Genomic DNA, 22,353 nt, shown 5'->3' with positions numbered 1-22,353 from the left:
ATAACGGGACACAGTCATGAGCTTTTTCGACAAGCATGTATTCATCTGCTGCAACCAGCGCGCCGCCGGCGAAAGCTGCTGCAACAACTTCGGCTCCAGCGAACTGCTGGGCTATATGAAGGACAAGGTCAAGGCGCTGGGGCTGGCCGGCGAGGGCAAGATCCGCGTCAACAAGGCAGGCTGTCTGGGCCGCTGCGACGACGGCCCGGTGATGGTGGTTTATCCGCAGGAGACCTGGTACACCTTCGTGGACAAGAACGATATCGATGAAATCGTCAGCGAGCATATGGAGCATGGCCGCGTGGTGGAAAGGCTGAAGATCTGATGCTGAAGGCCATGAACAAGATCAGCGTCGCCGGCCCGGTGGGCGCGCTCGACACCATCCTCGTGCCGGCCCAGGGCGAAGCGACCGGCGTCGCCGTGATCTGCCACCCCAATCCGCTGCAGGGCGGCACCCACACCAACAAGGTGGTGCAGACCGCGGCCAAGGCCTTGTCGCAGCTGGGCTACGCCTGTTACTGCCCGAACCTGCGCGGCGTGGGCGACAGCGAGGGCGAGCACGATTACGGCAATGGCGAGGTGGACGACGCGATCGCCGTGGTCGAATACGCGAAGTCGCAACATCCCGGGCTGCCGCTGGCCTTGGCCGGCTTCTCCTTCGGCGGTTTCGTCGCCGCGCGCGCGCGCGACCGCATCGAGGCGGACAAGCTGCTGCTGATGGGCGTGGCGGTCGGCAAGTATCCGATCCCGACGCCGGCGGTGCCGGCCGACACGCTGGTGATCCACGGCGAAGAGGACGAGGTGATTCCGCTGTCCGCGGTGATGGAGTGGGCGCGGCCGCAGAACCTGCCGGTGCTGGTGTTTCCCGGCGCGGGCCACTTCTTCCACGGCCGGCTGGTGCAGCTGGCGCAGATGATTCAGAGGTGCTGGTAAGCGCCGGAACAAGCAGACCTTGGTCTGCTTTTTTTGTATCGATGGAAAGAAAACAATATGCAGAACATCGTAGATTTCGTGCTGGAAATCGACAAGCTCAAGCAAGTGACGCGCAAGACGCGCGTATTGAACAGCGACCGCTATGAAAACTCCGCCGAGCACAGCTGGCAGATCGCGCTGCTGGCGTCCTCGCTGGCGCCATACGCGGTAGAGGCGGTGGACATGGACCGCGTGGTGGCGATGCTGCTGGTGCACGATATCGGCGAAATCGAGACCGGCGACACCATCGTCTACGCCGAAGGCGGCTGGGAAGAGCGCAAGGCGCAGGAACTGGCTTGCGTCACCCGCATCTTCGGCATGCTGCCGACCGAGCAGGGGCAGCGCCTCCTCGCGCTGTGGAACGAGTTCGAAGCGGCCGAAACCGCCGAAGCCCGTTTCGCCCACGCGGCTGACCGCGCGATGCCAGTGTTGCTGAACCTGGCCAACAACGGGCAGAGCTGGCGCGAGAACGGGATCCGCCATCAGCAGGTGGTCGACCGCATCGGCCCTCCGGTTCGCCAGGGCTGTCCCGCCTTGTGGGATTATCTGGAAAGCCGCTTGGGGCAGGCCCGCGAGCGCGGCTGGCTGGCCTGAGGCCCGGCCGACATTGATGGTCTGAATCCGGCGCGCGGCAGTATGTCGCCGCCATGGCTGTGCTATACCTCAGATGCCGGGTGCGGAATCCGGCGCGTCCGCCATAGAGCATGCGCGGACGGGCAGACACCGGAACCGCAGCGCGGAGAACGTTGTTTATGCAGCCATCAGATTCGACGACCGACCATGGACTCGAATTCCTGTCCTCGCTGCCCCCTACGCGCGGGCAGTCGCGGCTGGCCATCGGCGTCATCGTGGTCTCGACGCTGGTTTTTCTCGCCATCCTGCCGTTCGCCAAAACCCAATTGCCCAAGGTATGGGCGTTCATTCCTCTGTATCAGTCCGCACTGGCCGTCAATGACCTGATCACCGCGGTGCTGTTGTTCGGCCAGTTGGCCATTCTGCGGCTGCGCTCCCTGCAAATACTGGCGACGGCCTACCTGTTCACCGCGCTGATGGCGATGCTGCATGCGCTGAGTTTTCCCGGACTGTTCGCGGAGCATGGCTTGTTCGGCTCGGGGCCGCAGACCACGGCCTGGCTGTATATGTTCTGGCACAGCGGCTTTCCCCTGCTGGTGATTCTCTACTGCACCCTGAGCGGCGACGTGCGGGCTGGAACTGGCCGCGCCATCGCGTTGCCGGCTTCCCTGGCGTTCCTGTTGGTGGTCTTGCTGGGCGCGCTCGCCACCCAGGGCCATGATTTTCTGCCGGTGATCATGCAGGGCAGCCGCTATTCGCCGCTGATGTGGGGCGTGATCACCTGTGTTTGGGGCTTGTGCATGCTGGCTCTGGTCGCGGTGTCGCTGCGCCGGCCGCGCAGCATGCTGGACCTGTGGCTGATCGTGGTGATGGTCAGCTGGATACTCGACATCGCGCTGTCCGTGGTGTTCAACGCCGGCCGTTTCGATCTTGGCTTCTACGCCGGCCGCATTTACGGATTGATGGCGGCCAGTTTCGTGTTGATGGCGCTGTTGCTGGAGTACGGTCTGCTGTATGCGCGGCTGGTCGACAACTCGGCGCAGCTGCGCGAGGCCAAGCAGGCCGCCGAGCAGGCCACCCGGGCCAAATCATTGTTCCTGGCCAATATGAGCCACGAAATCCGCACGCCGATGAACGCGGTCATCGGCATGTCCTATCTGGCGCTGCGGACCGACCTGGACGATCAGCAGCGCAATTACATCGGCAAGATCCACAACGCCGGCACGTCGCTGCTGGGCATCATCAACGACATACTCGATTTTTCCAAGGTGGAAGCCGGCAGGCTGGAGCTGGAGTCACAGCCGTTCTGGCTGGACGACGTGCTGGACGGCGTGTCGGCGCTGGTGGCGCAGAAGGCGGAGGACAAGGGACTGGAGCTGCTGTTCGAAACCGCCAGCGACGTGCCGCAGGGTTTGCTGGGCGACGCGCTGCGCCTGGGACAGGTGCTGACCAATCTGACCGGCAACGCGATCAAGTTCACCGAGACGGGACAGGTGTCCATCATCATCGGCCTGACCGAGAGGATAGGCGACAAAGTGCAGTTGAAATTCTGCGTCCACGATACCGGCATCGGCATGAACGAAGAGCAGCAGAGCCGGCTGTTCCAGGCTTTCAGCCAGGCCGACGGCTCGACGACCCGCCGGTTCGGCGGCACCGGCCTGGGCCTGACCATCGCGAAGCGCCTGGTGGAGCTGATGGGCGGCGCCATGCTGGTGGAGTCCGCCCCTGGCTGGGGCAGCTCCTTCATTTTCAGTTGCTGGCTGGGCGTTTCGGCGGAGACGGACTCGCGCAGGCAATCCCTGCCCAAGGAAATCCGCGGATTGCGGGTATTGGTGGTGGACGACAACCAGTCCGCCGTCGACGTGCTGTGCGCGCAGCTGAAACAGCTGGGCTTCGAAGTTCAGGGATGCCTGAACGGCAACGAGGGGCTGTCGCGGGTGAGGCAGGATTGCCTGCAAAAGCCGTTCGATGTTGTCTTCGTCGACTGGATGATGCAGGAAATGGACGGCGTGGAGACGGTGCGCCGGATGCGGCAGATCAGCCGCAAGATGCGCATCGTGATGGTGACGGCCTTTGGGCGCGACGATATTCGGCTGAAGGCGCGCGCGGCGGGCTGCGACGCCTTCATGGTCAAGCCGGTCAATCTGTCGCAGTTGTTCGATGTGCTGTTGGAGGTGTTCGGTTTTGGCCGCAGCGGCGGGTTGCCGCTGTTCGACGAGGTTGACCAGCTTCCCCGTTTCGACGGCGCCCACCTGCTTCTGGTGGAGGACAACCACATCAACCAGCAGATCGCGATCGAGCTGCTGGAGGGGACGGGCGCCACCATCACGGTGGCGGGAAACGGGCAGGCGGCGCTGGACAAGCTGCTCGCTTACGGCCCCAAGGCTTTCGACGCGGTGCTGATGGACGTGCAGATGCCGGTGATGGACGGGATCGAAGCCTCCAGCCGCATCCGGGCGCTGCCCGGATTCATCGACTTGCCCATCATCGCGATGACGGCCGATGCGCTGGTGGAAGAGCGGGAGCGCTGCCTGATGGCGGGCATGGTCGACCATGTCGCCAAGCCCATAGATCCGCATATCCTGTTTTCCACGCTGTCGCGCTGGGTGGGGAAAACCAGTGAGCCGCAGGTTCGGGGCGGGGCGGCTGTCGACAACACGCCGCTGCCGCAGATCGACGGGCTGGACCAGTCGGCTGGCTTGCGCCGGGTGGCCGGCAACCGCCAGCTTTATCTGCACCTGCTCAGGCAGTTTGTCGAGGAGGAGACCGGCGCGGCCGCCCGAGCCGGCGTGGCCCTGGATGAGGGCGACTTTCAGACTGCCGAGCGCATCGCGCACACGCTGAAAGGGGCGGCGGGCAGCATAGGCTTCGTCGATCTGCAAGGCGCGGCGATGCGGCTGGAGATGGCGATCCGAGCGCGCGAGGAGTGGCGGAGCCTGTTGGTGGAGCTGGAAATCGAGCTGGGACAGGTGGTGGCGGCCTTGCGCGCCGGCCTGGCGGAGCTCGGGCGTCCCGAGGCGGGCGCCAAAGCCGACGATGCGTTGCTTGAGCGGCTGGCGGCGTTGCTGGCGGTCGGCGATGGCGACGCGCTGGGATATTTTCTCGAACACGCTCCCCGCATCCGGGGCTGCTTCCCGGAAGGCGCTTGCGGGCCATTCGAACAAGCCTTGAACGGTTTTGATTTCGTATCCGCGCTGGGCGCCTTGCGTGAGCTGGCGCGGGCGTATGGCAAGAAGCTGCCGGAGGACTCGAGATGAGCGAAGCGAACCTGCCCGAGCGACAGACGGTGTTGCTGGTAGACGACAGCCCCGAGAGCCTGACGCAGATGTATGGTTTGCTGAAGCCGCACTATCGGACACTGATCGCGAACAGCGGCGAGCGCGCGTTGCAGATCGTCGAAGGCGATGTGTTGCCCGATCTGGTGCTGCTGGACGTGATGATGCCGGGATTGGGAGGGTTGGAGGTTTGCCGCCGGCTCAAGGCGGATTCCCGCACCGAGTCGATCCCGGTGATTTTCCTGACCGCGATGAGCGAACACGAGGATGAGCAGGCCGGTTTCGACGCCGGCGCCGCGGACTACATCATCAAGCCGGTGTCGCCCCCCATCATGCTGGCCCGGGTGGGCACTCACTTGCGGGCCAAGGCGGTGGCTGATTTTCTGGAGGACAAGGCCGCTTTCCTGCAAGAAGAGGTGGAGAGGCGGACACGGGAAGTGCAGGTGATACAGGATGTCACCATCATGGCGCTGGCCTCGCTGGCGGAGACGCGCGACCACGAAACCGGCAACCATCTGCGCCGCACCCAGAACTATGTCCGCGCGCTGGCGCTGGAGTTGCGCAATCATCCGCGCTATCGGCCGCTGCTGGACGACGAAACGGTGCAGTTGCTGTACAAGTCGGCTCCGCTGCACGATATCGGCAAAGTGGGCATTCCCGACGACATTCTGCTGAAGCCGGGGCCGTTGACGCCTGAGGAATTCGAAGTGATGAAGACGCACACGGTGCTGGGGCGGGACACCATCGCCACCGCGGAGCGCATGCTGGACGCGCCCAGCAGTTTTCTGCGGTTGGCGCGGGAAATCGCGTATTGCCATCAGGAAAAGTGGGATGGCAGCGGCTATCCGCAAGGTTTGGCCGGTGAAGCCATTCCCTTGTCCGCCAGGTTGATGGCGGTGGCCGACGTGTACGACGCCTTGATTTCCCGGCGGGTGTACAAACCATCGTTTTCGCATGAAAAGGCGGTGGAGATCATACGGGATGGCAGCGGCCGGCACTTCGATCCGGAGATGGTGAAGGCGTTTTTGCAGATTACGGAGAGCTTCCGCGAAATTGCCCTGCTTTATGCCGACTCCGACATGGGTGCCAAGTTGGCTGTCGAGCGCGGCTGAGCGTCGCGGCGCCATCGTTTCGATATCCGTCTGGCCGGATGCGGCGCGTCTAGCTCCTGCCATTGTCCGCTGCGTGTTGGCGATGCGGCGTTGACAAGAGCTTCAGCATACCAATCTACGCTTCTTCAGCCATTTTCGCCCTGGCTTGCGATTCTCCGGTCAGGCTCCTAGCGGTGGTACTCCCCGGCGGCTTCCGGTTGGTAAGTGATTTCCAGCACGCTCAATTCGGTATGCCCGGACGGAGTCGGCCATTGGATGCTCTGGCCGACAGAGAGTCCAAGCAGCGCCGCGCCTATTGGCGCCAACACCGAAATTCGTCCCTGTTCGCTGTCCGCGTCCTTGGGGTAGACCAGGGTCAGCAGTTTTTCCTGCCCGTCTCCCAGACGAATGCGGACGGAGCTGTTCATCGTGACCACATTGGGCGGTATCGCCTGCGGATCCACGACGTCGGCGCGCTCCAGTTCGTCTTCCAGGCGGCCGGCAACCGGATGGTCGTGCTCGCAGCTCTCCAGCAGGACGGACAACCTGTCGTAGTCTAGGGAGGAAATGGTGATTGCCGGCGTGGTCGACATATAAGGCTCCTTGCAAATGGACAAAGGGCACCGCTTGCGGTGCCCGATGGACAAATCCCGTAGGGATTCAGTTGTCGATGATAATGGAATCAAAGGCCGGCAAACAAGAGAGATTTGGAATTATTTTTCTCTTTGTCCGGGGAACTTTTGCGTAAAGTTGCTCAGCCCAGCAGCGACAGCGCGGCTTGCGGCGCGACATTGGCCTGGCTCAGCGTGGCTGCTCCCGTGCGGCCCAGAATCTGCTGCGCAGTCAATTGCGCGGTCGCGGCGGCGAAGTCGGTATCGCTGATCCGGCTTTGCGCGGCCGTAGTGTTCAGGGTGGAGTTCTGCAGATTGTTGACCACAGTGTCGAAACTGTTGCTGACCGCTCCAAGCGTCGCGCGTTGCGACGAGATGGCGCTGAGGTCGTTGCCGGTGCTTTGCTGGGCAGCCAGCGCATTCGCCTGCGTGGTGATGTCTATGGTGTTGGTCGCGCCCAGGTTGGCGTTGTAGCCGTTCAAGCCGCCATTGGCCGGCGTATTGGTCAGATCGATGCCAGGCACCGTGATCTGATTGCTGCTGGTGCCATTGGGACCGACCTGAAATGTGCTGGAGTTGCTGTTGTTCAGCAACTGGGTGCCGTTGAATTGCGTGCTCTGGATGATTTGCGAGTTGCTCTGGGTCAGCTGGTCAACCTGCTGCTGCAGCGCCTGGCGGTTGCTCGCGCTCAGCGCGCCGTTGCCGGCCTGGATCGCCAGGGTCTGGATCTGCTGGGTGTTGTCTTGCAGCTGGCTCAGCGCCGAGTCGGCGGTTTGCAGCATCGACACGCCGTCATTGGTGTTGTTGATCGCCTGATTGTTGCCGTTGATCTGCGCTTGAAGTTGCTGGGCGATGGCCAGGTTGGCGGCGTTGTCGGCCGCGCTGTTCAGCTTGGATCCTGAACTCAGCTGGGCGAGCACCTGTTTGGTGGCCTGCTGAGTCTTGTTCAGCTGGTACTGTCCGGCCAGCGAGGCCGAGTTGGTGTTGACAGTCAGCGCCATGGTGTTTCTCCGTCGCGAATCTATTGAATGCAATGATGCCTATCTAGTTTAGAAACAACGACTTGTTCGGGCAAGCGCCATTTCTTAACGATTGTGTCTAATTGCGGCGCTTTGACGGAGAGGCAACAAAAAAGCGCGTCCTGGACGCGCTTGGGCTTTGGCTGGCTGAATCTCAGCGGCGACGGCGTGTTTCCTCGTCGCGGATGCGGATGGGCACCAGCTTGGCTTGCTGTTGTACCGGGGCAGCCAGCAATTTGGCGACAGCGACCACCGCAACGGCAAGGGCCGCGATAAGAAGGATTTGCATGGTATGACTCCCCGTAACTTAATCTGAGGCCGGTTTCGGACTGGCGTTGTGGCCCCTCGACTTCATTCTGGGCTACAACATGCTCCCGACTCAAGGAAAAAGTTGTGAGTCAACGTTAAAATTTCAAGCGGGCGCGGCAGTTTTTTTCAAATCGCGCATCGCCTGATCCAGGCCGGACAGCGTCATCGGGTGCATTCTCTGGCCTATCAGCTGTCGGATCATGCCCACTGATTGCGTGTAATCCCAGTGTTCCCGCGTCAGTGGATTGATCCATGCCGCATGGCGGAAGTGCTCCAGTAGCCGTTTGAGCCAGACCTCGCCGGACTCTTCGTTCATATGCTCGACGCTGCCGCCGGGAAAGGTGATTTCGTAGGGGCTCATGCTGGCGTCGCCGACGAAGATCAGCTTGTAGTCGCGGCCGAAGGTGTGGATCAGGTCCCAGGTGGGGAAACGCTGGCTTTGCCTGCGGTTGTTGTCTTTCCACACCGATTCGTACACGCAGTTGTGGAAATAGAAGTACTCCAGGTGCTTGAATTCAGCCTTGACCGCGGAAAACAGCTCCTCGCATTCGCGAATGTGATCATCCATTGATCCGCCCACATCGAACAGCACCAGCACCTTGACGTTATTATGCTGCTCGCGCTGCATTTTCAGGTCCAGCATGCCGCCCTTGCGCGCGGTGGCGGCGATGGTGGCGTCCAGATCCAGGATTTCCTCGGCGCCGTCGCGGGCGAACTCGCGCAGGCGGCGCAGCGCCACCTTGATGTTGCGGGTGCCCAATTCCGCCTTGTCGTCGAAATTGCGGAATTCCCGCTGGTCCCACACTTTCACCGCGCGGCGGTGGCGGGACTGGTTCTGGCCGATGCGCACGCCTTCGGGGTTATAGCCCCAGGCACCGAAGGGGCTGGTTCCGCCGGTGCCTATCCACTTGTTGCCGCCCTGATGTCTTTCCTTCTGCTCCTCGAGCCGCTGGCGCAGCGTCTCCATCAGCTTGTCCCAGCCCATGGATTCCAGCTTTTTCTTTTCTTCTTCGCTGAGATATTTCTCCGCCTGTTTGCGCAGCCAGTCTTCGGGGATGGCGCGTTGCAGGTCGTCCAGCGTCAGCGCCAAACCCTTGAAGTGATGGCCGAACACCTGGTCGAAGCGGTCGTAGTGTTTTTCGTCCTTGACCAGCGCCGCGCGCGACAGGTAGTAGAACTCGTCGAGGCTGCCGAAGGCGACGTTGCGTTGCAGCGCTTCCAGCAATAGCAGGAATTCTTTCAGGGTGACTGGCAAGCCGGCGTTGCGCAAGGCATAGAAGAAATCGATTAGCATATTGGGTTTGCGAGGTGATGGCGGCAAATGGTAATCCGATAGCCATGCCAGAGTCGAGAGGCGAAGAGAGGGGAGGGGCCGGAGGCTGGCAGGGATGAGGGAGCGCAAGAAATATCGGTAGGGGCGCCTATCCTTCCAGGCATCCTCCGACTTGGCCAGAGCCGCGCGGCGTCTGGAGCGCCCACAGGCCTAGCGCATGGTGCTGAAGCTGCCATGGGGCTGTCGCGTCGTGTACGGCAGCAAGCGATCCGTTTCCTTTTTTACAACGGCATAGCACTCGCAACACAGCTGCTCCAGTTTGGGGCGGTCCTTCACGGTAATGTGGCCGCGGTTGTATTCGATCACGCCCTGTTTTTGCAACTTGCAGGCCGCTTCGGTTACGCCTTCCCGCCGTACGCCTAGCATATTGGCGATCAGCTCCTGGGTCATGGTCAGGTGGTTGCTGGGTAAACGGTCCAAGGAGAGCAGCAACCAGCGGCACAACTGCTGATCGATGGTGTGATGTCGATTGCAGACCGCTGTCTGCGCCATTTGCGTGATCAGGGCTTGGGTGTAACGCAGCATCAGCTGCAATAGTTCGCTGTGCCGATTGATTTCTTCCTTGAAGCGGGACGCTTGCAGGCGGTAGACCTTCCCTGCGCTCTGCACGATGGCGCGATTGGTGGTGCTTTCGCCACCCATGAACAGGGCCATGCCCACCATGCCTTCGTTGCCGACCACGGCGATTTCCGCCGATGCGCCGTTTCCCATCACATATAGCAGGGACACGATGGCGGTGGTCGGAAAATAGACATTGCGCAGGGTGTCGCCGGATTCATATAGAACCTTGCCCAATGGCAGCGACACCAGTTCCAAGTGCTGGACGAGCCGCTCCAAGGTGTCTTTTGGCAAGGACGCCAGAATATGGTTCTGTTGCAATGAGGGTAGTTCCATCACGGTATTTTCCATACAACCTCCTGGCGAAGCCGCTGTTTGCAGCGACGCGAAATGGGAGTGATTGTTTTGAGCTGCTTAGCGTGGAGATCATCCATGCGGCAAAGCGAACCCTATCTTTATCGCTGCGCATCCCAATCAAGCCGCTCAATGCCAGTCGGACAATGCCTCAGCGGGTGGCTGTGGACTGGATTTCCTACCAGGAACAAGTCCTACCGGCACGGAATTGCGTCAAGCGCATTTTTACGTCATCCCAATAACAAGCATTCACAGATTGGACATGAGAAGTGCATTGTGCGTTGCGGAATTAATTAAATGTACTGTAGTTCTCTGGTTTGTCCAACTATTTCGGCTGGTAAGCTTTTGTATTTGTTCGTGAAATCTGAGCATGCAAAGTATATCCTCATAACCATTTGTGACCATGGGCACTAATTTTAGCGACGCCCGGGGCTGGGAATGGTGGAACTGGTCAATAAACATAACATGTTGATGATTTTAGGTTCTCCATTCCGCTTAGGTGCGCTTGCCCACAGTCAGCGCGATTTAGGCTGGATAGAATGTAGTTGCGATATTAGACCCGCTCAGCGCGGCTAACAAAACCACGTAGATAACCTTAGCCAAGGCGCGCCTACGCAGGCAATACACAGGTACGGCAAGGAGGCGCAAGGCAGAATCAGGAGTTTTGTCAGCGGCTCTAAAGGGATGAGTCTGTTTGTGTGTCCAATAGGGGAATGACCTGGAGGCATTTCCGTGTCCATCATCGAGAATCATTTAATCGGATTGCTGCCTAGCGATGACCGCATCCACTTGCTGGCGCATTGCGAGCCCGTGGAGTTGATTCTGGCGGAAGCGCTCTGCAAGCAGGGCGGCAGCGCTTCTTATGCCTATTTCCCGCGTCAAAGTTCCATTTCCTTACTGGCTGAAGATCTAAATCATCATCAGCTTGAGATCGGCGTGGCCGGATGCGAAGGCATGTTGGGCGCGCACCTGGCATGGGGTACGGCAGTCGATCCTCTGCATGCCCTGGTACAAAGACCAGGCTTGGCCTGGAGAATTCGCGCCGAGGCGTTCCGCGGCGAGCTGTCAAATAACAAGCCGCTGCAATTGGTGGTGCATCAATATCTTTCCGTACTGATGAGGCAATGGGCCTTGTCTGCAGTCTGCATGCGATTTCACCCTCTGGGCGGGCGCTTGGCATCCAGGCTTTTGATCGAGCACGACCATGTATGTGCGGATGATTTTCATGTCACGCATGAATTTCTCGCGCATATGCTGGGTGTGCGCCGCGTCAGCATAACCATGGCTGCCGGCGCGCTACAGAGCAGGGGGTTGATTGAATATCACCGCGGGCGGGTTGTTGTGCTTGATCGTGGCGGGCTTGAGGCTATGGCGTGTGTTTGTTATGCCGCTAACCGGCAAATCTACGCCGACACGCTGGGTGAATGGCGAATATCGCCTGCAATGAGCGTCCCCAGCGCCAAATCCTGTGATGCGGCGTGCGCTGCCGCGCGAAATTTGGACCATGCCGTGCTGGGCCCAGACTGAGATGGCGGTGGGCAGGCCAAGATGGCCTGCCACTGCCTGGCTGGGCTTGTGACGACAGTTATCGCCAGGGGGCCGAATGCCGGACATCAGCGCTTGATGTGGGAAATCTTGGTGCCTTCAATGCTCAGACTGGCCATCAAGCCCTGTTGGTCAAAGATGAAGGCATAGGCATCGTTGCGCAAAGTCGTCGTGCTCAGATTTTTTGCGATCCCTTCATTGACTACGATCACGCTGGGGCCTGTGCCGATTTCCCATCCCATGGACTTCTTCAGATAGCGGACGGCTTTCTGGTTCATCAGGAAGACCACATAGCCGTAGGATTCGGCTCCGGCCTGCCAGCCCCAGGATGCGGTGACTGAGTTGTAGTAGCCGTTGGGGCGCCCCTCTTCCAGCAATACACCCTCGCCATATGCGCCGCCAAAGATCAACCCGGCTTTGATAATCTTCGGAAATACCAAAATGGCGGCGGCTTTTCGTGAAAGATTTTCGGCTACCGGGCTCTTTTGATACAGCATTTGCAGCGATTGCTGCGCGTCCTCATCCAGGTCTTGCGCCGATGCGGCAAAGGCGGAGCCGCTGGCAAAACACAGAACGAAGGCAGCTGCTGCCGGCAGAAATATTTTTTGCAAATTTCGTATGAGGTGGATCATGGCTGGACTCCTTGGAGTGGGTTTAAAAACTCACCTCTAATCCCATGGCGTGAAAACTTGACGCATTCATGCTCCGCCGTAGTCATGGTGAATTTCACCCCATTTTATCGGGGGGACGGAGAGGGCTCTGTTCGTTGCCGTACATAGCATCTCGAATCGACGTTTGGATGCCTGCGATGGGAAGCGGCTGTCAGTCTTAGGCGTTGGCTATTTCGAAAAGTCCGCATCGCAGATGACGCGCGTTTAAGTGGCGCTCGTAAAATCCCTGATCGCGCGTTGCGCCTCAGACGCAATAGCTTGCTCGTGCGGCTTGGTTGAAAGCCGAGGTCGTTCGAGGGGTTCTGGTATGTGCGCAAGCGTACATACCGATGGTATTTATGGGGCTACCCTGGCCCAACCATGTTCAACATGGCGGGTGTAGCAGGCGAGTTGCAGAACGACATATGGATCTCCCATGGGTAGAGCAGTCTGGATCGCTTCTGAAAGGAGGCTGGGTCATGGCTTGGCAAAACGATATTGAACAATGGGCAAAGCAGATTCGGCAGAACAATCCTTTTGCGGCGCGTCTGGTGTGGGATGATCAGCAGATCGATTTTGGCGCTTTCGAACGCCCTCTGGTGACCATGTATGTCAGGGAGGCGTCAGCGTTGAGATACTTGTTATCGCCAAGCCTGGATGGCCTTGGCGAGGCCTATGTGCGTGGCGTTTTCGATGTGGACGGCGCGCTGGATGACGTCATCAACCTGGCCTACTCCCTGTCCCGCAGCCACAACAAGCGCTTCCAGACCATCGCCGGCTATTTCCGGCACTCGCGCAAGGCCGACAAGCAGGCCATCCAATTTCACTATGATGTGTCGGACGTGTTCTATGCCCTGTGGCTGGATCCGCAGATGATGTACTCCTGCGCTTATTTCGAAACTGGCTGCGAGAGCTTGGCGGACGCGCAGGTCAAGAAGATGGATCATATCCTGACCAAGCTGAGGCTGGCGCCCGGACAGACCTTTTTGGACATAGGTTGTGGTTGGGGAGGGCTGGCGATACGCGCCGCGCAACGTTTTGGCGCGCGCTGCCTGGGAATCACGCTGTCGCGCAATCAATATGAAACTGCGACGGCCAGGGTGCGCGCGGCCGGCCTGCAAGACCGGGTCGAGATCCGGCTGCAGGACTATCGGGATGTTCAAGGCCAGTTCGACCGCATCGCCAGCGTAGGGATGTGCGAGCATGTGGGCGTCAAGGGCTTGCCGGATTACTTCAGACGTATTCACGGCTTGCTGTGTGATAACGGGATGGCGTTGAATCACGGCATCACCATGTCCAGCGCCGATAGTGTGGATGCGCCGTTCGGGGCTGGCCGCTTCATTGAAAGATACGTTTTCCCCGGTGGGGAGCTGCCGCATGTCGGAGAGGTGCTGCGTACCATGCAATTAGGCGGGCTGGAGGCTCTGGATGTGGAAAACTTACGTCGCCACTATGCGCAGACCTTGGCGTGCTGGGCGAAAAACTTTGAAAACCACAGCGAGGGCATCCGCCAGGAGGTGGGCGAGGAGAAGTTCCGTATCTGGCGCGTATACCTTGCGGGCTGCGCCTATGCCTTCCGGCATGATGTGGTGAGCATCTATCAGGTGCTGTGCCACAAGGCCGGCCGTCATGCCGATGGCCTGGAGTGGTCGCGGCGGTATATGTATGCCGGCCCCGAAGCGGGCTCGAAGCTCACTCCCTGAGCATGTGGGGCATGACGGATCGGAAACAAAATGCTTATTGGACGTTATTGACTTTCATGTAGTTGATGACAGCCCTGACTTCCTTGATCCCAAGCGCCAGATCCCCGGCCCGATCAATTTCAGCCTGGGTATCGACTTGTCCGCTCAGCATCACTCGGCCATTGTCGGTTTCCACCCGGATTTCATAGGATGTCAGCTCCGGATCGTGGAGAATGGCGGCTTTGACTTTGCCAGTAATCACCGCATCGGCCACATAACTGCTCACCTCCGTGCCTTGGGCGTAGGTATTGCCTGTGGCGGCAGAGAGGGGCGTATCAAGCTGCTCGGTTGCGTTGTTATTGCCATAAGCGTTGCCTGATATGGCGATCAAAGCGGCATAGGCAATGAGCAGCGTAATGCCTGTCGCGTGTTGAGTGGATTGGCTAAGCATGATTGGCTCCTTTTGCAAGGGAATTCAATGTCATGCAGAGGGTGGTACTGAAGCCTCCACAGAGCATTGCCGTCAAAGAATGGCGGATCTTGCGCGAATGGTCTGTGCGCTGTAGCACGGTCATGGGCTGTTGCTCAAATCTAGCGGGCGAGACGTGGGCGCTAGTCCATCAAGGGAGGCGTTCAGCAGCCGTTCGTATGCCGATTTGATCTCGACGTAGCATTCGCAAGCGCGCTGCTTCAGGCCTGCCTTATCCAATGCGATGATGCGGCTATTTTCATAATGGATTAGTCCTGAGCGTTGCAAGCCCTGCGCGGAATCCATTACCTCCTCGCGTTCAGCCCCTAGTATGTCGCCAATTAAATCTTCCTTCAGTTCCAGCTCATTTCCTGGCTGTCTTTCCAGGCTCAGCAGCAGCCAGCGGCAGAGTTGTTGCTCCAGCGAGTGATGGTGTCTGCATGATGTGGTTTGCGCCATCTGGGTAATCAGGGCTTGCGTATAGCGCAGAAAAAGGGGCATGGATAAAGTGGAATTGCCAAACTCGTTTTTCAGCGCGCGGGATTCCAGCCGGAAACCATAGCCCGCGCTTTGCACCACGGCCCGGCTAGGGATGGGTTCTCCTCCGACCATAAGAGAAATGCCAGCCATGCCTTCTCTGCCAATGATGGCGATCTCGGCGGCAATGCCACTTTTGCTTATGTGAAGCAATGCTATGGTGGCGCTGCAGGGGAAATAGACATAGCTCATCGCATGGCTGGAATCATATAGAGTTGTGCCTAATGGCATATCAATCATCTCGAGCTTAGGGTGGATGCGTTGCCACTCGGTGGCTGATAGTGTTGCCAACATGCTGTTGAGTGCCGCTTCTGTCTGCATGGTCATGTCTATTCCCCTGATGGCAGGCTTTTGTTTGGCCTGTACTTTAGGAGTATGAAATGGCATTGTATGTGCGCTATCGCACATAAAGAATTCGGCAGGCTTTTTGACTGAGTTGATTTCATATTTCAAGCAGCAAAGCGGGGGATGGTTTCGGGGTGTGTGAGTAATTATTTAATTCTAAGTTTTTGTGAATCATATTTCAATTTATGTGTGATACCGCACCGATGTTTTCAATCATGAAGTCCACTATGCCGCATCACCCTTCAGTTTGGGATGACATCTTATGACGACAGTAACGCAGTTGGTCACTGTCGATATTGGCATGTCGTGCTGAAAGGCGGAGGGTGGAAGCCTTGATTCGAACCCATAAATGTGGGTGGGTAGTCCAATCAGCGATAATTCCGAAAGGAAAAGCCATGGAACATATCAACTCGTCTGGGTATGTCTACAACACCCATATTCAAACGGAAGACGCCATGCGTTTGTTGAGCAAGGCTGGTTTCGATGTCAAGAAACTATCGATCATCAGCAAGGGCTACCATGGCGAGGAGCATCCTTTCGGTTTCTATTCTGTGGGCGATAAAATGAAAGCCTGGGGAGGCATAGGCGCATTCTGGGGGGGGTTGTGGGGCTTGCTGATCGCCCCGGCAATCTTCTTTCTGCCGGGGCTGGGGCTGATGGCCATGGCAGGGCCGGTGGTCACGGCTTTGATTGGCGCCTTGGAAGGCGCGGTGGTGATCGGCGGCTTGTCCGCGCTGGGGGCCGCGCTGACCAGGGTGGGGGTAAGCGCCGAGCAGGCCGTCCAGTATGAAACTGCGCTGAAGGCGGACAAGTATGTGCTGGTGATACATGGGAATATTGAGGAAGTCGGGAGAGCGAATGCGATTCTTGACGGCTTCGCCAACTGGCAAACCGTTTGAGTGGGTTACGCGTAGCGTGGCAGGCGGCATCGATTGCGAAGAGCCGCTAACAAAACCTCTGATCCTGCGTTGCGCTTCCTCGCGCCTTATTGCCCACCACTTGTACTGCCGGCTTCGGCGCATCTTGTCCCAGGTTCTCTATGAGGTTTTGTTGGCGGCTCGCGGCTTTACGCGTGAGGTGAGTCTGAAGATGAGTCTTCCAGCTCTGGAGCGGTAACGGGGAATCGCCAGATCGGTCGGCGCAACGTGGAACGATCGCTTTTCTCATTTGACTCAGGATTAAGTTTCAAGCCAGCGAGGGGAGTAATGGCGGCAGTGGCAGCGCGTTCAGACCTTGGGCGGGATGCAAGCCTTCACACGTCCGTGTCTCATGGCGGCCGGCTTGTCCGGGACATGGGGCAAGGCGCTGTTGGACCTGTAGAATCAATAGATTCAACGCTTCAGGGCGGAGCGAAATATCCTTCCGTATCTCATGCCACGCCCCCAAGACGCTCATCATTTTCAGTTGCCCCTTCTTCCACGATAGCCAAACAGCAAGAAAGAGATGATCAGTACGGTAACGATCAGTCCGATAGGGCCAATGCCCCAGCCCATGCCCAGACCCCAATATAAGCCGCCACCTCCACCAAACAGCAGCAAGAGCAAAATTGCAATAATGAGTAAGTCCATGTTTTTCTCCCAGTAAGAAGCGAAACTTTGACCGTCAACATTGGCGCGCACAGATTTGCCATTGTCTTGTGCTGGCGGCCACCGGTTAGTCGCTAGCGCGACATGATGGTCAGGTTGTTGTGAACCGCCCTGACCAATTTGACCTGCGTCGCCAGTTCTGTGGCGCGGTCGGATTCATTTTTGCTGTTGACGGTGCCGTTCAGATCAACGACGCCATGATCAGTCCGGACATTGATGGCCAGTCCTTTAACCCACTTGTCTTCGGTGAATGCTGTTTTGACCTTGACTGTGATGGCGGCATCATCCAAATATTGTCCTGGCGTGTCCGTCGAGGTGTCGTAGGCATAAGCAACTACGGGGCCAAGCAACACTCCCAACAATAATAAGGTGCGGCTGAGTTTGATATCCATGATTTCTCCATTTGCTTGGTTTCGGTCGAACGGGCATTGAACGAAGCCACATGCCAGTTCCGCTTGGCGGTTAAGGCGCTTTTAGCGTCTTTGCGATATCCTCTTTCGCATCGCCTACCGATGCCTGAACCGCGCCTACGTTTTTCTGGATGTTGCCTTTCACTTCCAGTTCCTTATTGCCGACGGCCTTGCCGACGACTTCCTTCACTTTGCCTTTAGCTTCTTCAATACGCCCTTTTACCTGATCTTTATTGATGCCCATGATTCTCTCCTGAAAAGTCCAGCCGACTTAATGTCGACGCACGGCGACTGCCGTACACTCGCACAGTAAGTCATCGGCTGTGCCAGGTCTGTTTGTTGTCACACATATTTGGAAATGTCTGGATATTCTCGATGGATGGGGTCCCGATGAGCGGCATCCGGATCCGGTTTGCAGACCCGATAAGCATTTTGTGGGTAGGGCGCGGTGGCTTTACCGCCGGGGCGGGCCTGTTATTGCGGCGGGAATGTCCGACCATCCATTTCAACATTTACGCCCAGCCTCTGCGCCAACCCCCTGGCGCCTTGCCGCATTACCTCGTCGTGGTTCCAGCGGAACAGGCGGCAAGCCAGTGGCGCTAGCCAATTCATCCACCAGATAGTGGTATGGATGTGCCAGTCGTACCGTACGACGGTGCAGGCTTCATGGTTGGAAAAATGCCATATTCCCTTTCCTTCCACTGCGCCGCTGGCTTTTCCTTCCAAAACTCGGAAGGGCTCGATACGGGTTACCCGCATATTGAAGCTCAACCGGTATGGCAAGGCTCCTTTCCAGGTATAGCGGTGCAGCGTGCCGACGCCATGCGCGTCGCCGCTTTCGATTTCGGCAACCTGTTTTGCGCTTTTCCACCATGAAGGCCAGGCATCCGCATGGAAAATCGCATCCCACACCGCGGGCAGCGGCGCGTGGATCCGCCATATGGTGGAAAACCGGTACTCAGCCATCTGGCCTCCCGCCGTTCATGGGGAGAAAACACACCATGTCGATTTCCATTCACCTGCAGCGAGAGGCCGAGACTGGCATCCAGCCAAATTTGCTGCGGTGAATCCCGGTCCGGCTGCGTCGTTTACGACCATGGGCGCGGCAAACCGGCTATCTAGGAGCCTCCCTAAACTCCCCTGAAATCATGGAGCGACGCCAAGCATGGACCCGACCCCAGCGGTCATGCCCATCGCCAGCGCTCCCCAAAAGGTGACGCGCATGGCGCCGGCTGCGACCGGCGCGCCGCCCGCCCGCGCCGCCACTGCGCCCAGCAGCGCCAGAAACGCCAAGGACGCGGCTGATACGATGGGAATCAGGCTGGTGCCGCTGGACAATACCGCCACCGCGATCGGAAGCGCCGCCCCCATCGTGAAGCTGGCGGCAGAAGCCAGCGCCGCCTGCAACGGCCGAGCGCGCTGCGTCGCAAAAATGCCGAGCTCGTCGCGGGCATGCGCGCCCAACGCGTCATGCGCCATCAATTGCTCTGCGACCTGCCTGGCAAGCGCAGGATCCAGCCCACGGCGCACATAGATGGCGGCTAATTCCTTGTGTTCCGCCGCATTATTGCTCTGCAATTCCTTGCGCTCTTGTTCGAGCGCCACTTGCTCTGTGTCTTTCTGCGAGTGGACGGATACATATTCTCCGGTGGCCATCGACATCGCCCCGGCCACCAGGCCGGCGACGCCGGCAACCAGAATATTGCTGTGGTTCCCATGCGCGGCGGCCACCCCCACGATCAGGCTGGCGGTGGAGACAATGCCATCGTTTGCGCCTAGCACGGCTGCCCGCAGCCAGCCTATCCTGTCTGAGAGGTGTCGCTCCCTATGGCCTACATGCATGCTCAAGCTCCTGTGGCGCGCGTCCTGTCGTTTCGCCGCGACGCGTTGCGTGAAATCCGCCTTGCGTATGTTGTAGGCGGTGGCCGGCGCATTCGTTCTTGCGCATGTTCTCCAGGCATCCGGATGCCCCTTTTCGACTGGGGAGGCGCGCTGGCGGGAAGATACCGTCCCTCCTTCACGATAGCGGCAGATCGGCTAGGCTTGCCGCCGGAACCGGTTGTTTACCATCTGGAGCGTTTGTTTTCGGTGTTGTTGATCAAGGAGGAGTATGGCATCGCTGAAGGGGGCGCTGGGCTGGGCCGCGGCATGCTGCTTGGCGCTGAAGTCTTTGGCCCTGCGGCCGAACCTCTGGGCCATCTGCTGGCCTGCGCGGCGCGACAGCGGATGACGGTTAGTGAAGTGCTGGAGATGCCTTTCCATCACTTGGTGATTGGGGCCGGATCGCTCCACTTTGCGCGGAGCGATCGCTTCTTTCATTCGCCGCCATGGAACCCGCCGCGGTTGAAGCCAGTGGTGCGCCACCCTGATTCGGGATCAACGCCCAAGCCAGCTATCTAAGCCGTAGTGGTTTCGGCTGCGAGTTTAGGCCTTTGGCGGGGTGTAGCCTTCACGAGGCGGAGCCTCGTGACTGGCCGCCGGCTTGGCCGGGTCGCGGGGAGCGGCGTCGCTCGCCGGATTTGGGTGGCCTGTGGTTTGCGTCGGGGTGTTGCCCCCCGGCAGGGGGGCGCCTACCGCCGGCTTCTTGTTCGGGTCGGCGCTCTTGCTATGCGCTCCGGGGGCGTTGGATTTCGCATACCCGTCCCCCGTATGTCTGTTGCTTGATCTCCGAAACCCGCGACTAATCGCTGTCCGTGGAGTCGGCGCGATGTCCCGTCAGGATCTTGTCTCGGCCTTGCAGCGATTCGCCGATGATCGTTTTGGCTCTTCCCTGTTCTATCATATTGTGGGTGTGCACAATCAACACCGTATTGCCGGTCTGAATGGCATCCATCACTAATTCGGAAAACCTGCCCTCCTTGCGCGCGGCGCCGGCTTTGGGGGAACAGGGCGCGGTCACTCCGCTGATGGAGCCAAGCATGCCGCCCAAGCTGGCGAACCAGCCCAGCATCACAAGGGGGGCGACCGCCGGACTGCTGATAAACAGGGTGATGCCCTCGGCCATCAGAATCAATGTGCCGGCAACGCCTGCTCCGGCGCCTACCGCCGTGGCGATGGCGCCATCCACCAGAATGTTTTTGAGCACCTCATCGCGGCCATCGTCGGTGATGGCCTGCGGCGCTTGATGCAGGATATGCATCTGGTTGATGGCGATGCCGCTAGCGATCAGGCGCTGGCGAACTCCCTCAGCCTCTTCGTGGCTGGGGTAGATTACCGATACCGTGTGGTCCCTGTTGAGCGCATAGGGCGGGAACGATGCTTTGGCCTCCTTGGTAGCGGATGCTTTTGGATCAACGGGGGGGAGCATGATGTTCTCCTGATGCGTGGGGAGCGCCGCGTCATGTCGGGTTGCCTGTAAAAACGCAGGGGTAGGCATGCCAGGTGGTTGTTTCAACTATCCGCTTGCAGCTTTCGGGCCCAGACTGCCAGATTTTCCAGCAGCTCCTGTATTCGCTGCCGGCTGATTGCATCTACCAACAACTGGCTTTGCAGATTGAATGCCAGGGCAGCATGTTGAATCAACGCCCGCATGTTTAGCGTGACAAAGACCTGCCTAAGGCGGTGCCGGGCCCGAGTGGAACCGAACCATCCAGAGGCAGCTCGCATCGCCTGCCGCCGGCTTGTCTGCCCAGGCGCTATCGCCAAAAGGCCTGGGGCGCAATCGATGGCGTTTTCAGCAAGCCGGATGGATCTGGCGTAGCGAAGCCAACGGCATCGATTGCGAGAATCTTCTTCTTGAAGGCCTGCACACTGGCGGTTGGCTGGGTTTCCGTATCCTGATTGGAGAGGCAGATATCTTGCAGGCCATAGATTCCCACTCAGGAAGGCAGCAAGCGCTGGACGGCACCCCGCAGCGCTTGCTTGCATGAATTGCGACGCAGGCATGCCGAGAGCGTTTAGATTCGGGGTCATCCACGCTCTGCTTGCGGACGCTTAATTCTTGAAGCGGTCCTGCCATCTTGGCCCCTCGATGAGAAAACCGACCACATCCTTGATCAACCTGTCCTTGTGGCTGACCAGGAGGCCATGCGGCGCGCCATCGTATTCGATCATGGTTGCCTGGGCGATCGACTTGGCCGTCTTGCGGCTGCTCTTTTCTATGGGGACGATCTTATCGGCGTTGCCGTGGATCACCAGCGTGGGCATGGTGAAGCTGGCGAGGTCCGGCCGGAAGTCAGTGCTGGAAAAAGCGTGGACGCAGGCCAGGGTTGGCTTCAGGCCAGCCTGCATGGCGACGACGCGCGACCACTCGATGGCCTCTTTGCTTGCCGGATGGGAAGTCAGGCCGATGCCGAAGAAATCCTTGAAAAAGCCGGTCCAGAACTGCGCGCGGTCGGTTTTGAGGTCGGCTTCTATTTGGTCGAATACATACTGCTCCACCCCGTCGGGATTCGTGTCGGTCTTGAGGATGAAAGGCAGGATGGAGGAGATCAGTACCGCCTGCGTCACCTGCTGGCCGCCATAGCGAGACAGGTAGCGGGCCACTTCGCCGCCGCCCATCGAAAAGCCCAGCAGCGCGGCGTCTTGGGCAAAGGTCTGCTCGATGACGGCGGCCATATCGTCGGCCAGCGTGTCGTAATCGTAGCCGCTCCAAGGCTGGTCTGAGTGGCCGAATCCCCGGCGGTCATATCGGATGGCGCGCATCCCCGCATCGGCGATGGCCATCGCCAGGTCATCGAAACTGTCGGCGGACAAGGGCCAGCCATGCGCCATGATGACAGGGCGGCCGGCTCCCCAGACTTTGACATGCAGCCTGACGCCGTCTTTGGTGATGATGTGGTTCATGATCTTTCCTTCGGATGGTGGCGGTGGCGGGCAGGTATGCCGATCGCAATCAGGTCTCGGCCTTTATCGTTTTAGTCTCGGCCTTATCCGCCGGTCTGTGCGTTGCCGCACGCAGTTGGCCAACTGGATGGCCGGGGAGAGTAGTGCGTCGCGCCGCTCTGGGTGTGTTACCGAACAGACGGCATCCACTCGTCTGGCTAAGGTTGCCCTGAAACCGAGGGTTCCGTTTTCTGGAAGGCCGCGGCAAGG

The 22,353-nt window shown here is 59.1% G+C and carries 24 protein-coding genes; 9 read left to right on the top strand and 15 right to left on the bottom strand.

What is annotated here, in order from left to right; all coding sequences use genetic code 11:
• Positions 1-16: 16 nt before the first annotated feature.
• The 5 genes from BKX93_RS03325 (at position 17) to BKX93_RS03305 (ending at position 5,932) form a co-directional block, all read left to right on the top strand.
• A complete protein-coding gene (locus tag BKX93_RS03325) occupies positions 17-325 on the top strand; it encodes a (2Fe-2S) ferredoxin domain-containing protein (protein WP_021479086.1) in 309 nt (102 codons plus the stop codon).
• A complete protein-coding gene (locus BKX93_RS03320) occupies positions 325-933 on the top strand; it encodes an alpha/beta hydrolase (protein WP_046156925.1) in 609 nt (202 codons plus the stop codon). The genes BKX93_RS03325 and BKX93_RS03320 overlap by 1 nt, the downstream gene beginning before the upstream one ends.
• Before the next feature lie 57 nt (positions 934-990).
• Complete coding sequence (locus BKX93_RS03315) at positions 991-1,566, top strand: HD domain-containing protein (protein WP_046156926.1); 576 nt, start codon at positions 991-993, stop codon at positions 1,564-1,566.
• A gap of 158 nt (positions 1,567-1,724) precedes the next feature.
• The gene (locus BKX93_RS03310) at positions 1,725-4,802 is read left to right on the top strand and encodes a response regulator (protein WP_070978721.1); all 3,078 of its coding nucleotides are present in this window, start codon (positions 1,725-1,727) and stop codon (positions 4,800-4,802) included.
• A complete protein-coding gene (locus BKX93_RS03305) occupies positions 4,799-5,932 on the top strand; it encodes an HD-GYP domain-containing protein (protein ID WP_046156927.1) in 1,134 nt (377 codons plus the stop codon). Before BKX93_RS03310 ends, BKX93_RS03305 begins: the two co-directional genes overlap by 4 nt.
• 167 nt (positions 5,933-6,099) lie before the next feature.
• On the opposite strand, the gene rnk is transcribed toward BKX93_RS03305, so the two are convergent.
• The 5 genes from rnk to BKX93_RS03285 all read right to left on the bottom strand — a co-directional run bounded on the left by rnk (position 6,100) and on the right by BKX93_RS03285 (position 10,092).
• Complete coding sequence (gene rnk / locus BKX93_RS03300; RefSeq protein WP_046156928.1) at positions 6,100-6,504, bottom strand: nucleoside diphosphate kinase regulator; 405 nt, start codon at positions 6,502-6,504, stop codon at positions 6,100-6,102.
• 161 nt (positions 6,505-6,665) lie between these two features.
• Positions 6,666-7,523, bottom strand: coding sequence for a flagellin N-terminal helical domain-containing protein (locus BKX93_RS03295; RefSeq protein WP_046156929.1), 858 nt, complete (start codon positions 7,521-7,523; stop codon positions 6,666-6,668).
• A 172-nt stretch (positions 7,524-7,695) separates the two neighbouring features.
• Positions 7,696-7,830 carry a hypothetical protein gene (locus tag BKX93_RS25870; RefSeq protein WP_021479079.1) on the bottom strand — a complete coding sequence of 45 codons (135 nt, stop codon included), beginning with the start codon at positions 7,828-7,830 and terminating at the stop codon, positions 7,696-7,698.
• Between the two features lie 123 nt (positions 7,831-7,953).
• Positions 7,954-9,144 (bottom strand): vWA domain-containing protein, encoded by a 1,191-nt coding sequence (locus BKX93_RS03290; RefSeq protein ID WP_070978719.1) that lies wholly within the window; start codon positions 9,142-9,144, stop codon positions 7,954-7,956.
• Between the two features lie 189 nt (positions 9,145-9,333).
• Positions 9,334-10,092, bottom strand: coding sequence for a Crp/Fnr family transcriptional regulator (locus tag BKX93_RS03285; RefSeq protein ID WP_046156931.1), 759 nt, complete (start codon positions 10,090-10,092; stop codon positions 9,334-9,336).
• 735 nt (positions 10,093-10,827) lie between these two features.
• Here BKX93_RS03285 and BKX93_RS03280 point away from each other — a divergent pair.
• Positions 10,828-11,622 carry a Crp/Fnr family transcriptional regulator gene (locus BKX93_RS03280; RefSeq protein WP_070978718.1) on the top strand — a complete coding sequence of 265 codons (795 nt, stop codon included), beginning with the start codon at positions 10,828-10,830 and terminating at the stop codon, positions 11,620-11,622.
• An 86-nt stretch (positions 11,623-11,708) separates the two neighbouring features.
• Here the strand turns inward: BKX93_RS03280 and BKX93_RS03275 are convergent, their stop codons facing one another.
• The gene (locus BKX93_RS03275; RefSeq protein ID WP_046156932.1) at positions 11,709-12,272 is read right to left on the bottom strand and encodes a lipid-binding SYLF domain-containing protein; all 564 of its coding nucleotides are present in this window, start codon (positions 12,270-12,272) and stop codon (positions 11,709-11,711) included.
• Positions 12,273-12,769: 497 nt separating this feature from the next.
• On the opposite strand from BKX93_RS03275, the gene BKX93_RS03270 reads away from it, so the two are divergent.
• Positions 12,770-13,993 (top strand): SAM-dependent methyltransferase, encoded by a 1,224-nt coding sequence (locus tag BKX93_RS03270; RefSeq protein ID WP_070978716.1) that lies wholly within the window; start codon positions 12,770-12,772, stop codon positions 13,991-13,993.
• Between the two features lie 34 nt (positions 13,994-14,027).
• On the opposite strand, the gene BKX93_RS03265 is transcribed toward BKX93_RS03270, so the two are convergent.
• Both BKX93_RS03265 and BKX93_RS03260 read right to left on the bottom strand, forming a co-directional pair.
• A complete protein-coding gene (locus BKX93_RS03265) occupies positions 14,028-14,423 on the bottom strand; it encodes a BON domain-containing protein (RefSeq protein ID WP_145929244.1) in 396 nt (131 codons plus the stop codon).
• Positions 14,424-14,543: 120 nt separating this feature from the next.
• Complete coding sequence (locus tag BKX93_RS03260) at positions 14,544-15,305, bottom strand: Crp/Fnr family transcriptional regulator (RefSeq protein ID WP_046156934.1); 762 nt, start codon at positions 15,303-15,305, stop codon at positions 14,544-14,546.
• 413 nt (positions 15,306-15,718) lie between these two features.
• On the opposite strand from BKX93_RS03260, the gene BKX93_RS03255 reads away from it, so the two are divergent.
• Positions 15,719-16,222 carry a permease gene (locus BKX93_RS03255; RefSeq protein WP_046156935.1) on the top strand — a complete coding sequence of 168 codons (504 nt, stop codon included), beginning with the start codon at positions 15,719-15,721 and terminating at the stop codon, positions 16,220-16,222.
• Between the two features lie 501 nt (positions 16,223-16,723).
• Here the strand turns inward: BKX93_RS03255 and BKX93_RS24460 are convergent.
• From BKX93_RS24460 to BKX93_RS03235, 5 genes are all read right to left on the bottom strand, one after another.
• Complete coding sequence (locus BKX93_RS24460; RefSeq protein ID WP_115618076.1) at positions 16,724-16,891, bottom strand: DUF3309 domain-containing protein; 168 nt, start codon at positions 16,889-16,891, stop codon at positions 16,724-16,726.
• 92 nt (positions 16,892-16,983) lie between these two features.
• On the bottom strand, positions 16,984-17,301 hold the full coding sequence (locus BKX93_RS03250; RefSeq protein WP_070978714.1) for a BON domain-containing protein: 318 nt from the start codon (positions 17,299-17,301) through the stop codon (positions 16,984-16,986).
• Between the two features lie 70 nt (positions 17,302-17,371).
• On the bottom strand, positions 17,372-17,563 hold the full coding sequence (locus BKX93_RS03245) for a CsbD family protein (RefSeq protein WP_222103283.1): 192 nt from the start codon (positions 17,561-17,563) through the stop codon (positions 17,372-17,374).
• 230 nt (positions 17,564-17,793) lie between these two features.
• Positions 17,794-18,285, bottom strand: a complete 492-nt coding sequence (locus BKX93_RS03240) for an SRPBCC family protein (RefSeq protein ID WP_070978713.1) — start codon at positions 18,283-18,285, stop codon at positions 17,794-17,796.
• A gap of 180 nt (positions 18,286-18,465) precedes the next feature.
• A complete protein-coding gene (locus BKX93_RS03235; RefSeq protein WP_070978711.1) occupies positions 18,466-19,161 on the bottom strand; it encodes a VIT1/CCC1 transporter family protein in 696 nt (231 codons plus the stop codon).
• Between BKX93_RS03235 and BKX93_RS23545 the strand changes: the two genes are divergently transcribed.
• Positions 19,147-19,719, top strand: a complete 573-nt coding sequence (locus tag BKX93_RS23545; RefSeq protein ID WP_145929243.1) for a hypothetical protein — start codon at positions 19,147-19,149, stop codon at positions 19,717-19,719. The genes BKX93_RS03235 and BKX93_RS23545 overlap by 15 nt on opposite strands.
• 280 nt (positions 19,720-19,999) lie before the next feature.
• Here BKX93_RS23545 and BKX93_RS03225 read toward each other — a convergent pair whose 3' ends face one another.
• Positions 20,000-20,626, bottom strand: coding sequence for a hypothetical protein (locus BKX93_RS03225; RefSeq protein WP_144408734.1), 627 nt, complete (start codon positions 20,624-20,626; stop codon positions 20,000-20,002).
• Between the two features lie 626 nt (positions 20,627-21,252).
• Positions 21,253-22,104, bottom strand: coding sequence for an alpha/beta fold hydrolase (locus tag BKX93_RS03210; RefSeq protein ID WP_070978707.1), 852 nt, complete (start codon positions 22,102-22,104; stop codon positions 21,253-21,255).
• Between the last annotated feature and the right edge of the window lie 249 nt (positions 22,105-22,353).

The sequence above is a fragment of the Chromobacterium vaccinii genome, from assembly GCF_001855275.1.
Classification (GTDB): Bacteria; Pseudomonadota; Gammaproteobacteria; order Burkholderiales; family Chromobacteriaceae; genus Chromobacterium; species Chromobacterium vaccinii.
The sequence above is the reverse complement of the archived record's forward strand: the minus strand, read 5'-3'. Positions and strand labels throughout refer to the sequence as shown.

What these genes read in the sequence shown, in the direction of transcription:
- BKX93_RS03325 (WP_021479086.1), top strand. Translation starts at nt 17, where the DNA reads ATGAGCTTTTTCGACAAGCATGTATTCATCTGCTGCAACCAGCGCGCC.
- BKX93_RS03320 (WP_046156925.1), top strand. Translation starts at nt 325, where the DNA reads ATGCTGAAGGCCATGAACAAGATCAGCGTCGCCGGCCCGGTGGGCGCG.
- BKX93_RS03315 (WP_046156926.1), top strand. Translation starts at nt 991, where the DNA reads ATGCAGAACATCGTAGATTTCGTGCTGGAAATCGACAAGCTCAAGCAA.
- BKX93_RS03310 (WP_070978721.1), top strand. Translation starts at nt 1,725, where the DNA reads ATGCAGCCATCAGATTCGACGACCGACCATGGACTCGAATTCCTGTCC.
- BKX93_RS03305 (WP_046156927.1), top strand. Translation starts at nt 4,799, where the DNA reads ATGAGCGAAGCGAACCTGCCCGAGCGACAGACGGTGTTGCTGGTAGAC.
- rnk (WP_046156928.1), bottom strand. Translation starts at nt 6,504, where the DNA reads ATGTCGACCACGCCGGCAATCACCATTTCCTCCCTAGACTACGACAGG.
- BKX93_RS03295 (WP_046156929.1), bottom strand. Translation starts at nt 7,523, where the DNA reads ATGGCGCTGACTGTCAACACCAACTCGGCCTCGCTGGCCGGACAGTAC.
- BKX93_RS25870 (WP_021479079.1), bottom strand. Translation starts at nt 7,830, where the DNA reads ATGCAAATCCTTCTTATCGCGGCCCTTGCCGTTGCGGTGGTCGCTGTC.
- BKX93_RS03290 (WP_070978719.1), bottom strand. Translation starts at nt 9,144, where the DNA reads ATGCTAATCGATTTCTTCTATGCCTTGCGCAACGCCGGCTTGCCAGTC.
- BKX93_RS03285 (WP_046156931.1), bottom strand. Translation starts at nt 10,092, where the DNA reads ATGGAAAATACCGTGATGGAACTACCCTCATTGCAACAGAACCATATT.
- BKX93_RS03275 (WP_046156932.1), bottom strand. Translation starts at nt 12,272, where the DNA reads ATGATCCACCTCATACGAAATTTGCAAAAAATATTTCTGCCGGCAGCA.
- BKX93_RS03270 (WP_070978716.1), top strand. Translation starts at nt 12,770, where the DNA reads ATGGCTTGGCAAAACGATATTGAACAATGGGCAAAGCAGATTCGGCAG.
- BKX93_RS03265 (WP_145929244.1), bottom strand. Translation starts at nt 14,423, where the DNA reads ATGCTTAGCCAATCCACTCAACACGCGACAGGCATTACGCTGCTCATT.
- BKX93_RS03260 (WP_046156934.1), bottom strand. Translation starts at nt 15,305, where the DNA reads ATGACCATGCAGACAGAAGCGGCACTCAACAGCATGTTGGCAACACTA.
- BKX93_RS03255 (WP_046156935.1), top strand. Translation starts at nt 15,719, where the DNA reads ATGGAACATATCAACTCGTCTGGGTATGTCTACAACACCCATATTCAA.
- BKX93_RS24460 (WP_115618076.1), bottom strand. Translation starts at nt 16,891, where the DNA reads ATGGACTTACTCATTATTGCAATTTTGCTCTTGCTGCTGTTTGGTGGA.
- BKX93_RS03250 (WP_070978714.1), bottom strand. Translation starts at nt 17,301, where the DNA reads ATGGATATCAAACTCAGCCGCACCTTATTATTGTTGGGAGTGTTGCTT.
- BKX93_RS03245 (WP_222103283.1), bottom strand. Translation starts at nt 17,563, where the DNA reads ATGGGCATCAATAAAGATCAGGTAAAAGGGCGTATTGAAGAAGCTAAA.
- BKX93_RS03240 (WP_070978713.1), bottom strand. Translation starts at nt 18,285, where the DNA reads ATGGCTGAGTACCGGTTTTCCACCATATGGCGGATCCACGCGCCGCTG.
- BKX93_RS23545 (WP_145929243.1), top strand. Translation starts at nt 19,147, where the DNA reads ATGGCCTACATGCATGCTCAAGCTCCTGTGGCGCGCGTCCTGTCGTTT.
- BKX93_RS03235 (WP_070978711.1), bottom strand. Translation starts at nt 19,161, where the DNA reads ATGCATGTAGGCCATAGGGAGCGACACCTCTCAGACAGGATAGGCTGG.
- BKX93_RS03225 (WP_144408734.1), bottom strand. Translation starts at nt 20,626, where the DNA reads ATGCTCCCCCCCGTTGATCCAAAAGCATCCGCTACCAAGGAGGCCAAA.
- BKX93_RS03210 (WP_070978707.1), bottom strand. Translation starts at nt 22,104, where the DNA reads ATGAACCACATCATCACCAAAGACGGCGTCAGGCTGCATGTCAAAGTC.